This is a genomic window from Roseivirga sp. (genome assembly GCF_965216855.1).
Lineage (GTDB): Bacteria > Bacteroidota > Bacteroidia > Cytophagales > Cyclobacteriaceae > Roseivirga.
This window is the reverse complement of the sequence record NZ_OZ244204.1, coordinates 4,228,662-4,241,646: the sequence shown is the minus strand read 5'-3', so window position 1 is coordinate 4,241,646 and position 12,985 is coordinate 4,228,662. Positions and strand designations below refer to the sequence as shown.

Below are 12,985 nucleotides of genomic sequence, written 5' to 3'. Positions count from 1 at the left end.
ATCTAACAATCAAAAGTCAGATAGTCCTTACTAAACCATAAAAAAGGAGGCCTCACAACCTCCTTTTCAACTTACTCTGTTAACAAAACTAATCTTAAAATAGGGCAGCCTGTAAAACAGACCACCCCGACTCAACCAACTAATCAGACACGCTTCACTTATTGTGCAGCGGAATTTCTTGTATTGTGCCTAGATGTACGAGGTAAAGAAGTGGTTTGGATTTAAGCGGGGTAGATTAATTCAAAAATTTATTGATCCAGCCATTTTTTGAACTCCGTAGCCTTCTCTTCTGAGACAGTCACAGGTTCATCTGTTTCGAATGATGTCTTAATTAACAGCTTGCCTTTGAAGTATTTCTCGACAGAGCGAATGAATCTAAAATTGATGAGGAATTGCCTGTTGGCTCTAAAGAACTGCTTTGGATCCAGTTGGCGGCTTATTTCATCCATCGTCTGATCCATAATTAACCTCTCATTGGTAAAGGTTTGAAGAAAAAGCACTCCGCTTTTGATATGGAAACAAGCTACATCTTCAGAAGGTACTGAAAGTAGTTTACTGCCCTGTCTCACCAAAAAGCGGGATTTATATTGCTTATCGGTCAACTGGATACTGGAAATGAGGTCTTTGATTTCCTGCTGTTTATCTACACTAAAAATGCTTCTAAGTTGCTCCAGCTTGATCAGGCTTCTTCTAAGCTCTTCCGGTTTTATGGGTTTGAGCAAATAGTCGATACCATTGACCTTGAAAGCATTGAGCAGATACTCATCGAAGGCGGTTGTAAAGATTACGGGAGCAGGCACATTGCATTGCTCAAATATTTCGAAGCTCAATCCATCACTCAGTTGAATGTCCATAAAGGCCACATCGAGCCTCTCCCCTTTGCCGAACCATTGTACAGCGGATTCTACACTGTCGAGGACATCGATCAGTTCAAGATAGGGAATGAGTTCTTCAAGAATCTTATGTAGTCTTCTGAAAGCGGGTGCTTCATCTTCAATAATCAATACCCTCATATGGCTTCAAACATTCCTTCTTTATGACTTTCAACCTCCAACAATGGCACAGAAACCAAAAAGCTGTTATCATCCTGCTGGATGACTATCTCTTTCTGACTGAAGAAAGCATAGCGCCTTTTGATATTGTCCAGACCAGTCTTGGTCGATTTCTCCAGTGATTTTTTGAGTTGCAGGTTATTGCGAACCACAATATTGTTCCTTTGGTCTATATATACCTCAATATGCAGTGGATGTTGCTTGCTCACCACGTTGTGTTTGATGGCATTTTCAATGAGCATCTGAATAGTTAAAGGGGCAATATGCCGGTTAAGTTCTTCCGCTGCTATCCGAAAATTGGCTGAGAGATTCTCCGGGAATCTCATTTTCAACAAATACAGGTAGGCCTCAGCAAAGCTCAGCTCTTCCTTTAGGGTGACCAAATCTTTTTCTTTGTTCTGGAGAATATAGCGGTAAACATCGGATAGGTTATCGGTAAACTCCTGTGCCTTATTCTGGTCTTCGGCTATCAGGGTGGAAAGCGTATTCAGGCTATTGAAAAGAAAATGAGGACTCATTTGATTCTGAAGCACTTCGAATTGCGTTCTGATCTGTTGATTCTTTAAAGCTTCATTAATTCTTATGGTATTCTTCCATTGTTCAAAGAAATAAATCGCCTCATACATCATTCCCACCACTACTCCGGCAACCAGCGTGGGAATGGCCTTGTTAAGGTTATAATCATCAATACCTGTGCTGCTACCTTCAATGTAAACACAGATGAGAAAGTCGCCTGTGAGCATAATCGCCACCAGCGACAGAGAGGCATAAATGAGGCGTTTAGGCGTTTGCTTGATCAGCGGAAACCGCCTTCTGAAATAGAAAAACATATAGCAGGCACTATTCCAGTAAAATGCGGTATAAAGGAGGGCCATTACATACTTTTCACCAAAGGTCTCTCCGGGGTCTGTACCGAATACCAGCGACATGATCAAAGCCAGAACAGGAATACCAATGATTCTGATATGTATTTCCTTCATTTTCATACCCCAAGTAAAGATAATCTTTAAAACGAAAGTGTCTCTATCCTTGACAAACCCCGGTATAGGCCAATGAAACCGGAATTTTCAATACTCAAACCTTTAGAGTCAATTTTACCTGACATTTCAACTTCATTACTCCTCTTCCCTGCTTCGATATACACAATCCCCAGCTTAGCATTAATTCCATTTATTAAGGCAAAAGCCGATTCTAGATTCGAACTGAATCAAAAACCATCAAAATGAAAAATATTAAACTATGGCTATTCGCTATTATACTCTTCGGGTCGGTACAGGCCATGAGTCAGACCCAGGTGGTCAAGGGCAAGATCTATGATGCCCAGAGTGAGTTTCCGCTTTTTGGAGCAAACATTATTCTGTTGGACTCTGACCCTATTGTGGGCGCAGTATCTGATCCGGATGGAAACTTTAGAATTGATAATGTGCCTGTAGGACGTCAGGTCTTTGTGGTGCAGTATATCGGTTATAAGACCATTACCTTACCCAATGTGCTGGTCACAGCCGGTAAAGAGGTGGTGCTCGATATTAAGCTGGAAGAATCGGTAGAAACACTGGAGTCTTTTGTGGTTACTTCTGATGCTGATAAGGACCTGCCCCTAAATGATATGGCGAAGGTTTCGGCCAGAACCTTTGACCTGGAAGAGGTTACCCGTTTTTCGGGAGGACGAAATGACATTGCCAGGCTGGCCACTACTTTCGCTGGCGTAAGTGCACCAAACGACTCAAGAAACGACATTGTCGTCAGGGGTAACTCTCCCACCGGCCTGCTCTGGAGAATCGAAGGCATACCTATCGGTACGACCAACCATTTCGCAACACTGGGTACTACCGGAGGTCCGGTCAATGCACTAAATACCAACCTCTTACGGACTTCTGATTTTCTGACAGGAGCTTTCCCCGCAGAATATGGCAATGCCAATGCAGCCGTATTCGATGTTAACTTTAGAAACGGTAACACTGATAAGGTAGAGTTTACCGGACAAGTGAGTGCCTACAGTGGTGCTGAGCTGATGGTAGAAGGCCCTATTAGCCGTAAAAATGAATCTTCTTACCTGGTTTCCTACCGCTATGGTATAGCCAGCCTGGCAGCTACTGGCACCAGTGCCACTCCATACTATCAGGACTTATCTTTCAAGGTGAACCTCGGTCAAACCAAAATTGGTAAGGTAGAATTGTTTGGGTTTGGTGGTACCAGTGATATCGACTTTCTGGGTGATGAAATTGATGATACCGACCTCTTTTCTAATCCAAACCAGGATGCCTTTATTGAAAATGAACTGGGGCTGGTTGGTCTGAGCCATACAATCCGTTTAGACAACACTGCTTACCTCAAAACTGTCTTTGGTGCTTCCACCAACTTTAATCAATACCTGCAAGACAACCTTATTAAAGATAATAATGGCAATACGCTCAACAGCTACAGAGCTACCAATGTCTTCAACCGTGAAAATCGCTTCACCGTGAGCTCAACCCTCAATAAGAAGTTCAGTGCGAGATTCAATTTAAGAGCAGGACTGGTGAATGAAAAATACGATCTGGATCTATTCACTTCAGATCGCGATAACCGCTCGGAAATCCCTGATGACAACAATGACGGAATACCTGATTACCTGGTCAATATTCGGGACTATCAGGATGGATACCATATCACTCAGGTATTTGCTCAGGGAGAATATAAGTTCAATGATGACTGGAGCCTTACCGGTGGTATACACAGCCAATACCACGGCTTTACCGAAGACATGTCGCTAGAGCCCAGGCTGGCCTTAAGCTGGCAAGCAGACAACTCCAAGCGTTTTAGTCTGGCCTATGGCAGACATGCACAAAGTATTGCCGCTCCTATCTTGTTTTTGAGAGAAGAAGTGGCCGACAACCAGTTTGAAATGACCAATCGCGATCTGGAATTTATGTACAGCAACCATTATGTATTTGCTTTCGACTGGAACCTGGCTCCCAGCTGGAGATTAAAGGCTGAAACCTATTATCAGGACATTTTCAATGTGCCCGTACAGGCAACACCGAGCAGCTATTCCGTAATCAATGAAGGGGCTGATTTCATTTTTGACGAAGAGGGTTCATTGGTTAATGAAGGCACAGGACGTAATCTGGGATTAGAAATTACTCTGGAAAAGTTCTTTAACAATGACTTCTATCTACTGGCTACCACTTCAATCTTTGATTCCAAATACAAAGGCAGCGATGGTGTAGAACGCAACACCGCTTTTAATAATCAATTTGTGTTGAACACACTATTCGGAAAGGAATGGAAGTTTGGTGAAGGCGGCAGAAATGCCTGGACTTTTGACACTAAGTTGACTACCGCTGGAGGAAACCCTTACACACCAATTGACCTGGATGCTACACGAGCTAACGCGGGTAGAGAGGTCACCAGAGATGAAATTGCCTATTCCGAAAAATACAACAGCTATTTCCGTTGGGATGTGAAGTTTGGTGTGAGGTTAAACAGTAAGAAGAAGAATGTTTCACATCAGTTCTTTATCGACCTGCAGAATGTAACCAACAGGAAGAATGAATTTGTGAAACGGTATAATGAGGTAACTGATGAGATCAATGTGGTAGAGCAAATAGGCTTCTTCCCTGACATTATGTATAGAATTCAGTTTTAAAAAAATAAGAGGTTGTCTCAAAAGCCTGCCCATCGTCACCCTGAACTCGTATCAGGGTCTCAATAGATTCTGAAATAAATTCAGAATGACGTGATCTGGCAAACTCGAGACAACCTCTGGCATTTTGCTGTGTTCAGCATTAGAACACCATGCTCATTTAAACATATGAACTACCAAAATTAATTTGCGTTAGCTCCGATGTCACCTTGGGCAACCAAAGTAGCCAGGTCGTTTGCACTTTTGTGGATGTTTACATAACCATCGAATGTTGCTATATCAGAATAACTGATGGCTGAGTCATCATCCAGGGTTCTCATGTTGGTCATACTCATACCGGTAGCACCGTCTACATTGTTGAAGGTGAACAGTATCGCTCCGCCTTCCGCAGCCGAATTAGCATGAATGTGACCTGGGTGAGAATCCGTTGAGATGGTGTTCTGCAGTTGAATCTTAATCAATGTTGTACCATCCTTTCTTTCCATAAACTCAATGGTACCACTGGTTCCCTGCTGATCTCTCTCCTCCAAATCATAAGAGATTGTATTTCCAGTCAATTCATTCGATCCAATATCTCCCTGAGCAATCAAAGTTCCCAGGTCCGAGACACTGTTATGAATGTTGATATATCCATTGTAATTAAGTAACTCTTCATAAGTAATGGCGGTGCCATCGTCTTTCATTCTGATACTGGTCATACCTACACCGGTAGCACCGTCAACATCATTCAGGGTAACCGCAATGCCCCCTGATTCGATAGCGGCATTATCATGTATGTGACCCGGGTGAGCATTACCGGCAGAAGTACCGTTCAATTCTACTACAGCCAGTGCAGTACCATCTTTTCTTTGCCTGAAGGTTACTGTACCATCAATGGTAGCCACTGCTACTGAACCTAAATCATATGAATAGCTTTCACCAGTCAGTTCGTTCGAACCTATATCGCCCTGAGCCACGAGAGTCGCCAGATCTGATGCACTATTATGGATGTTCACATAACCATTGAAGTCTAGCAATTGAGTATATGTAATTGCAGTTCCATCGTCTAACATGGCAATGTTATTTACACTCATGCCTGTGGCTCCATCTACCGGATTAAAGGTATAAGCGATACCGCCTGACTCTGCTGCTGAATTATTATGAATGTGTCCAGGATGCATATTTCCATCAGAAGTACCCATCAATGACACAACAGCCAAAGCTTCTCCGTTCACTCTTTCTGAGATGGTGAATGTACCACTGATACCTGCTACTGCTTTTTCCATCAGATCATAGCTCTTGCTTTGACCAGTTAATTCATTTTGTCCGATATCACCCTGAGCTACCAGTGTTCCGAGGTCAGACATGCTATTATGAATATTGACGTAACCATCATAATTCAATAGCTCATCATAAGTAATAGCAGTTCCATCATCTTTCATTTCAATTGATGTCTTACTAACACCGGTTGCACCATCTACAGCATTCAAACTGATAGCAATGGCTCCACCAGTGGCGGCATTATCATCATGGATATGACCAGGGTGCATATCGCCTGATTGAGTTCCACTGAGCATAACGGTAGCCAAAGCTGTACCATTAGCTCTTCTCTCCAGCATGAACGTACCGCTCACGCCATCTACATCCTTCTCGTAAAGTGCATAAGACTCAGACTCACCTGTCAATTCATTGACGCCAATATCTCCTTGTGCTACTACTGTAGCCAAATCTTCAGCACTCAGGTGAATGTTTACATAACCATCGAAGACAATGAGTTCTTCATAACTAATAGATGTTCCATCATCGAGCGTAGTCACATAGGTTTCGCTCATTCCTGTGGCACCATCAACCGGAGTTAATGAAATGGCAATGTCACCACCCTCTGCAGCCGTATTAAAGTGAACGTGCGCTGGATGAGAATTACCTGAAGAAGTTCCATTCAGCATTAGCGTAATAATACTTCCGCCCTGATCTGCTTCTTCAATTTTCACACTACCCGAAACGCCCGAATTATTCAAAGCACTTAGGGTAAAACTATCTTCCATACCAGTAGGCATGGGAACGGGATCGTCATCACTACAGGCTCCTACCAGGATAGCCAAAATAAGTAATGTTAAAAACTTAAGGTATTTTGATAATTTCATAGGTTTATTTTTGGGTTCGCTTCATTTACGAACCCAGAAGCCGGGCTGGATTACCTAAGTCGTGAGAAATGTTTAATTTTTATTGCAAATCATTAAACAAATAGATTTAAGGCCCTTTTTTAATTTGTCTTTTTCTCAACATTTATCTCAGAACTGATCGAAAGCATTACTTATCATACCACACTTGAATACTTCAATTGGTCTACCTGGTATTATCACTTCCCGGTTGATAGTGCGACCACTAAAAAGCTGAGCAGCCCGGACCATAAAAGAGTAATATGTCTGGTCAATGGTGAGGTAAAAATGAACAGTGCCTTAATGCCCTGGGGAGATGGCAGCTACATTATGGTTAATAAAAAAATCAGAGAAAGACTAGGGCTTAAAGAAGGCGATCCGGTGACTTTACAGTTAAAGAAAGATACTTCTGAATACGGCATGCCCATGCCTGAAAGTTTACAGGTCATGCTGGACCAGGATGACACAGGGAGCAATTATTTTCATGCATTGACTCCTGGTAAGCAAAGAAGCCTGATTTACCTGGTGAGCAAAGTCAAGAACATAGATAAGCAGATCAATAAGGCGCTGGCCATACTCGACCACCTAAAGGATGTAAATGGTCAACTCGATTTTAAACTTCTGAGCGAGAAGATTAAGGAATACAACAATAGAAGCAACCTGACTTGATTCTGAATAAAACAACTTTAACGGTCTTTTATATGGCTTAAATATAAATTAGGCAGTTGTTTATTTTGTATTTTCAGTTTAAAACACTACATTCTATCTCTTTCACTTTTAGACTCAGCTATAATTTTTAAACGAGAATGATTATGAATTTTACAGGAGCAAAAGCACCCGAAGCGCCCAAATCAGTTAAGGAATACAGGCCCATTACTGACTATATGACCAGAGAAGTCATCACCTTTCATCCGCTGCAGAGTATTGCCGATGCAATGGATGTCTTTTTGGAGCATAGAATCTCAGGAGCACCTGTGGTAGACGATGACGGAAAGATTGTTGGTATATTATCTGAAATAGACTGCATGAAGATTATGGTGGACGAAGCCTATCATAATCTTCCTCATGGCAAGATCACTGTCATACAATACATGAGCAACAACGTTGCTACAGTACCTATTACTGCAGACGTGCTGGATGTGGCCTCTAAATTCCTGCATACCCATTACCGAAGATTCCCGGTAGTGGATTACAATGGAAAATTAGTCGGACAAGTGAGTAGAAGAGATATACTCCAGGCCACCAGAGACCTCAAAACTTCTACATGGTAAAATTGTTCCGGCCGGAAAAGCGAAACAGAGTCTACTCAGGCTCTGTTTTTTTATGCGCTAAACTTAGAATCACCAGACATCCTTCCATTCAGGGTGCCTCAATAAGGTCGCTTTGGCAAATGGACAAAGGGGCAACATCTTAATCCCCTTTTCACGAACATAAGACACTGCATGTTCAACAAGCTGCAAGCCAGCCCCCTGCCCTCTCAAAGAATCGTCTACTTCTGTATGATCTATAATGATGCGGTTTTCCCCGGCAATAGAATAAGTCATTTCCGCTACTTTGTTCCCTTCCTGCTCAATGAAAAAACTTCCCTTTGTTTCCGTCTCGCTCTGGTGTATCTTGAATTTCATACTTTTTGAAACTGAATATGAATATTAAAGTTCAGCAAGTCCTGAAACAAGTTATTTTTATTTCAACCCTCGGTCTCTATGCCTTATCTCTGTCTGCTCAGGAACTTGTCTATGAAGGCTTTCTGAATGATAAAAAAGTAGGTGAACTACAGGTGATCCGGGAGGTCAATGATGAGAACACCAAGATTATGGTAAGCAGTCTTATTGAAGTTCATGCTTTGGTAAAGATTTCTGTTGAACTGAGTTCCGAATCCATGTATGTCAATCAGCATCTGATGCAATCATCGGCTACTACCAAAGTACATGGCGATGTGAGAACAGACATTCAGATGATTAAAAAGTCAGGATACTACAGTCTGGAAAATAATGGAAAAAGTAGTCGTATTAATAAGTCAGCCATTCTTGGCGCTGATCTGCTCTACTTCGAAGAACCGATCAACATCAAAAGAGTATATGCCCTGGCAACAGGAGATGAGCTGGAAATAGTGAAATCTGATGAAGATGAGAATGCCTATTATTTTCAACACAATGGAAAAAAGGAGTATCACAAATATGTGGAAGGTGTACTCCATGAAATAGAGATTAACCACATGCTCTACAACATCACCTTTCGCCTAAAACAGAACTAGCCAATTGATCAGTCAAGCATAAAGCGGTCCTTTACATTAAAGACCATGGTAAGTGATCGGGACCCCATTAGCGCATAACCTTTAAATTTCTTCATCATCTTTGAGATTAGGGGCAATTCCCTTTCCACCTGGCAGGCATCGCAGAAATTATCAATTCTCAACACTCCCTTGCTGCCATAGGTCATAAACTTCAGTTCCAGGTTTTTGACGTTAGGCAGGCTCCCCAGGTAATAAGTCAGCACTTTCACCAATAGATTAAAATCTGCCATCAACATAAACTGACTGCTGATCTGCCTGAACTTCAATGAACTGGGAAGTCTGGTTGAAATATCCTCTACCAGTTCGTAAGGATCTATCGGCACCAGTTGAGGCTGCAACCCATCTATTTCTTCCTTCAAAGATTCGGACTGATTCAGGTTATTTCCCTCACCTTGAGTCTGCTTAGGTCGGTTAAACGCTCCCATGACATTGATATCCAGGTCAGCCCACTTCAATAGTTGATTCGATTGATAAGAAACACTGGAAGAGTCCGGATCGTGGTCGGTCCGAAAAGACGAAAGTTTGGCTAGATTTTTCATGGTTTTGTTGTTTCATATACCCAAAGTTCCGTTTCTCTTCTCCCGTATTATATCGCTAAAAACCTAAATGGAGGAATTAGGTAAATCCCTTAGTTGACTACCAGCATTACCTAGAAAAAACAGCCCAGGATGGGACTACCATACCTGATTCGAAAAAGACAGTTTATAAGTCGCTGGCAATGAGACACAAGCTGAAAGCCGCTGAAAAAATTGAAATATTTTCACATATGCTGTTTGCAAATCAAAATGAAGCTACTACTTTTGCATCACCTTAAACAAAAGGGACAGTACGGAGCGGTAGTTCAGCTGGTTAGAATGCCTGCCTGTCACGCAGGAGGTCGCGGGTTCGAGTCCCGTCCGTTCCGCTTAAAAAGCAAAGGGTTACAAGTGAAAAATCTTGTGACCCTTTTTTATTTGTATGGAATTTGTATTAAAACCTTCTTAATTCTCCCATTTGTAATTCACCATTATTTGATTGTAATTGAAGCATGGGAGCTTATTTAATACTTTGGTTTATTTGCGGAGTGGTCGCTTCTCTAATTACACGCAGTCGTGGAAGAAGTGAAATAGGAGGTTTTTTCCTTGGAGCCTTATTAGGACCTTTAGGCATCATAGTGGCCTTAGTCGTTCCTAAAGACCCTTCTAAACTGGGGTATACAGAATGTCCTTATTGTGCTGAATACATTAAGCCTAACGCAAGGGTTTGCAAACATTGCGGTAGAGACTTATAGAGTTAAGTTGATGCATTTAAATATTCTTCATAACCAGTGCTTAAATCTTTTTAGTTCTGAAACATACAGTCTAAATAATCCTTGGTCTCTCATTAAAGACCTTTATCTGAAATCCCTTTCTCTTTGTATAATTTTCTGATATAACTCTGGGCTCTTACTTGAGAGTTTCTCTAGGTTGGTTTCAATATTGTCATCATAGACTACCAGATCTGTGATACCATAAATATTCATTGAATTACACCAACGGTAAAGAGTTGCACAGCTTACGGCATAGTGTTTGTCGAACTGCGCACTGAAAATCTTTTAATAAAACTCAACTCATTTATGAAAACAACAACCATTGGGTACAAACAGAAACCAGTACACAACCTCCTTTTCTTACTCTCATTCTCTGTATTTGCGATGACAATTAGCTCCTGCAGTCAGGATGATACTTCAGCAATACCTGAACCTCCTCAAGGTGATTTGGTCTTCAACTCACAGCAGGAACTCGATGATTTTAACTGGCCTGAATTTTCGGTGGTCAAGGGAAGCCTGATCATCGATGACTATGAAACCGAAGCCAGTAGTCAGGTTACAGACCTGAGCGCACTAAGTCATATCACGACAATTGAAGGAGATTTAGAGATCAGAAACACCAGGAAGTTAATGACCCTATCAGGGCTGGAAAAAATAGAGACGGTCAATGGCTCCATTCGAATCTATGAAAACCTGAAGCTGCAAACCACAGAGAGCCTCTCAACACTCAGCAGCCTGGGTGAAGGAATCACCATTACTGACAACAGAGAATTACTGGACATTAAAGGATTACAAGGACTATCTGGCGTAGCGAATGATGTCTTTATCAATGATAATCCAAAACTGAGCTCACTGGAGGGACTAAATCAAATCAGAACCATTGACGGGGGACTACACTTAATCAATAATCACAGCTTGTCTACTCTCAATGAATTGAGTGCACTGGAGCTGGTTAAAGGGCGGCTGTCTATTGGTGGCAATACCAACCTTTCGAATCTTGATGGATTAAACAAATTGATTAAACTGGATGGCAATCTGATTATTAACTATAATGATCAGTTGGCTAATTTCTGTGGCTTATCTAACCTACTTCAGAATGGATCATACAATGGCCAAAGCATAATCCACGACAACCTAAAAGTAGTATCTGATCAGGATATTGCTCAAGGAAATTGTAAGTAGGTATGCCTAATGGTTTGGTAAGCCCCTGACAATACAGACGAATACCAGACAAGCAGAACAACAAGTTTCAGGCAGTTCTTAGGCTAATGTAAACTCGCCTGAAACTCCCAATCAACCTACAACTGAAAGCCCAGTCTAATTATCCATGGGCCTGCATTTGGGCTGTTTTGTTTCTTATAAAAGAGATCATAAAAAGTAGTAATATTCAATCTGACTTTGTCTCTCAGTACTATGTGCCTTCCCAAACCAATCAAAGCGGTTCTATACCATGTAAGATCGCTTAAACCCTGATCCGTACTTTGCTTACGAAACCTGTTGATTTCATAATTAGATTGTATATAAAAAGTCGAACTGAGGGCATATCTGCTCACCGCTCTAAAACTTACAAGATCATTAGCGACATCTTCTTGTAGATTATTTACTTCTCTCTTTTCAAGGTATATTCTTCCACCTGCCTCTATTCCTGAGCTTAATCTTTTGTTGAAGGGATAGACAAAACTGGCGGTAACATCGAGCGAAATCGGTTTATTAGAGTTGAGGCTAATGTTCCCTCCTACCTGAGTTCTTTGCATCAAGCTCTGTCCCTGATAGGGATTGTAATTACGTGGGGCATCTTCAAGACTTTCAAGGCTGGGGAACTCCATTTTGGCTTCATTCATTTTTACCAGGGCTTCATCGAAACGCTCTTGCAGGCTTTCCCCCATAGCTTCCAGCTCCGCTGCCTTTTCCTCGAGCTGGTCTCTGACAAAGTTATTGGTCTGAAGCTTACTCATATCCTTCCTGTACCCTTTAGGTAAGGCCTTAAAGTCTTTGACGTGGTCCAATTTTTCCTTGACCAGTTGGGCTTGAGGTAAATTTTCTATAGAAGATAGAAGAGCCTCATCCCAACCCTCGAAGTTAGCCTTATACTGCTCAAGGTCCTCAAGGACTTTAGAAGTGCCCTTATCAAGCCTCCTCATGTTTTGTGCAGTGAACACATCTTTTACCTTTAAAGTATCCTTATTGAGCTGCTGAATGGCTTCTATTTCATTTATATGAGCAATGCTCTCCTTCAACTCATCAGAAACCGGTAACTTTTCAGGCGTTTGTACAATCCAGTCCTGTATTTTTTGCTTTGCCTCAATGCCTTCCGTGTTCAGGCTGTCATCTAATGATTGAGCATAATTGGTTATTAAGGAATCTATCTGAGTGGAATTCAGCTCAGGGTATTGTCTCGCAAGTACCTTGCTACCCTTTCTTTTTAACTTGTCCAAGTCCTTTAGCAAGCGCTTGTTAGATCTGCTCAAATCTGACATGTCCGAGCTAATCCCACTTTCTGAGGCAGAAATGCTCTGCGACAGCATACTATTCCCTACTATCAGGCACAACAGAAAGCTTAGTGCTATTGAGCGCATCATTCGCATAGAG

12 protein-coding genes and 1 tRNA gene are annotated in these 12,985 nt (G+C 41.7%); 7 read left to right on the top strand and 6 right to left on the bottom strand.

Annotation, left to right across the window (positions count from 1 at the left end):
* Positions 1–248: 248 nt before the first annotated feature.
* A complete protein-coding gene (locus ACOOEY_RS18705; RefSeq protein WP_420386249.1) occupies positions 249–1,013 on the bottom strand; it encodes a LytR/AlgR family response regulator transcription factor in 765 nt (254 codons plus the stop codon).
* Positions 1,010–2,032, bottom strand: a complete 1,023-nt coding sequence (locus tag ACOOEY_RS18700) for a sensor histidine kinase (RefSeq protein ID WP_420386248.1) — start codon at positions 2,030–2,032, stop codon at positions 1,010–1,012. Before ACOOEY_RS18700 ends, ACOOEY_RS18705 begins: the two co-directional genes overlap by 4 nt.
* 242 nt (positions 2,033–2,274) lie before the next feature.
* Here ACOOEY_RS18700 and ACOOEY_RS18695 point away from each other — a divergent pair, with 242 nt between their 5' ends.
* Entirely contained in the window at positions 2,275–4,680 is a 2,406-nt protein-coding gene (locus ACOOEY_RS18695; RefSeq protein ID WP_420386247.1) for a TonB-dependent receptor, read from the top strand.
* Positions 4,681–4,859: 179 nt separating this feature from the next.
* On the opposite strand, the gene ACOOEY_RS18690 is transcribed toward ACOOEY_RS18695, so the two are convergent.
* Entirely contained in the window at positions 4,860–6,800 is a 1,941-nt protein-coding gene (locus ACOOEY_RS18690; RefSeq protein ID WP_420386246.1) for a CHRD domain-containing protein, read from the bottom strand.
* 144 nt (positions 6,801–6,944) lie between these two features.
* Here ACOOEY_RS18690 and ACOOEY_RS18685 point away from each other — a divergent pair, with 144 nt between their 5' ends.
* Both ACOOEY_RS18685 and ACOOEY_RS18680 read left to right on the top strand, forming a co-directional pair.
* Complete coding sequence (locus tag ACOOEY_RS18685) at positions 6,945–7,484, top strand: DUF1905 domain-containing protein (RefSeq protein ID WP_420388669.1); 540 nt, start codon at positions 6,945–6,947, stop codon at positions 7,482–7,484.
* 143 nt (positions 7,485–7,627) lie between these two features.
* Entirely contained in the window at positions 7,628–8,086 is a 459-nt protein-coding gene (locus ACOOEY_RS18680; protein WP_420386245.1) for a CBS domain-containing protein, read from the top strand.
* Between the two features lie 69 nt (positions 8,087–8,155).
* On the opposite strand, the gene ACOOEY_RS18675 is transcribed toward ACOOEY_RS18680, so the two are convergent.
* The gene (locus ACOOEY_RS18675; protein ID WP_420386244.1) at positions 8,156–8,440 is read right to left on the bottom strand and encodes a GNAT family N-acetyltransferase; all 285 of its coding nucleotides are present in this window, start codon (positions 8,438–8,440) and stop codon (positions 8,156–8,158) included.
* Positions 8,441–8,457: 17 nt separating this feature from the next.
* Between ACOOEY_RS18675 and ACOOEY_RS18670 the strand changes: the two genes are divergently transcribed.
* A complete protein-coding gene (locus ACOOEY_RS18670; protein ID WP_420386243.1) occupies positions 8,458–9,069 on the top strand; it encodes a DUF6134 family protein in 612 nt (203 codons plus the stop codon).
* A gap of 8 nt (positions 9,070–9,077) precedes the next feature.
* Here the strand turns inward: ACOOEY_RS18670 and ACOOEY_RS18665 are convergent, their stop codons facing one another.
* Positions 9,078–9,647 carry a hypothetical protein gene (locus ACOOEY_RS18665; RefSeq protein ID WP_420386242.1) on the bottom strand — a complete coding sequence of 190 codons (570 nt, stop codon included), beginning with the start codon at positions 9,645–9,647 and terminating at the stop codon, positions 9,078–9,080.
* 291 nt (positions 9,648–9,938) lie between these two features.
* Here ACOOEY_RS18665 and ACOOEY_RS18660 point away from each other — a divergent pair.
* The 3 genes from ACOOEY_RS18660 (at position 9,939) to ACOOEY_RS18650 (ending at position 11,578) form a co-directional block, all read left to right on the top strand.
* Positions 9,939–10,012, top strand: a tRNA-Asp gene (locus tag ACOOEY_RS18660).
* 123 nt (positions 10,013–10,135) lie between these two features.
* Entirely contained in the window at positions 10,136–10,378 is a 243-nt protein-coding gene (locus ACOOEY_RS18655; RefSeq protein WP_420386241.1) for a zinc ribbon domain-containing protein, read from the top strand.
* Between the two features lie 324 nt (positions 10,379–10,702).
* Positions 10,703–11,578 carry a hypothetical protein gene (locus ACOOEY_RS18650; protein WP_420386240.1) on the top strand — a complete coding sequence of 292 codons (876 nt, stop codon included), beginning with the start codon at positions 10,703–10,705 and terminating at the stop codon, positions 11,576–11,578.
* 116 nt (positions 11,579–11,694) lie between these two features.
* Here the strand turns inward: ACOOEY_RS18650 and ACOOEY_RS18645 are convergent, their stop codons facing one another.
* Positions 11,695–12,975 carry a hypothetical protein gene (locus ACOOEY_RS18645; RefSeq protein WP_420386239.1) on the bottom strand — a complete coding sequence of 427 codons (1,281 nt, stop codon included), beginning with the start codon at positions 12,973–12,975 and terminating at the stop codon, positions 11,695–11,697.
* Positions 12,976–12,985 lie beyond the last annotated feature (10 nt).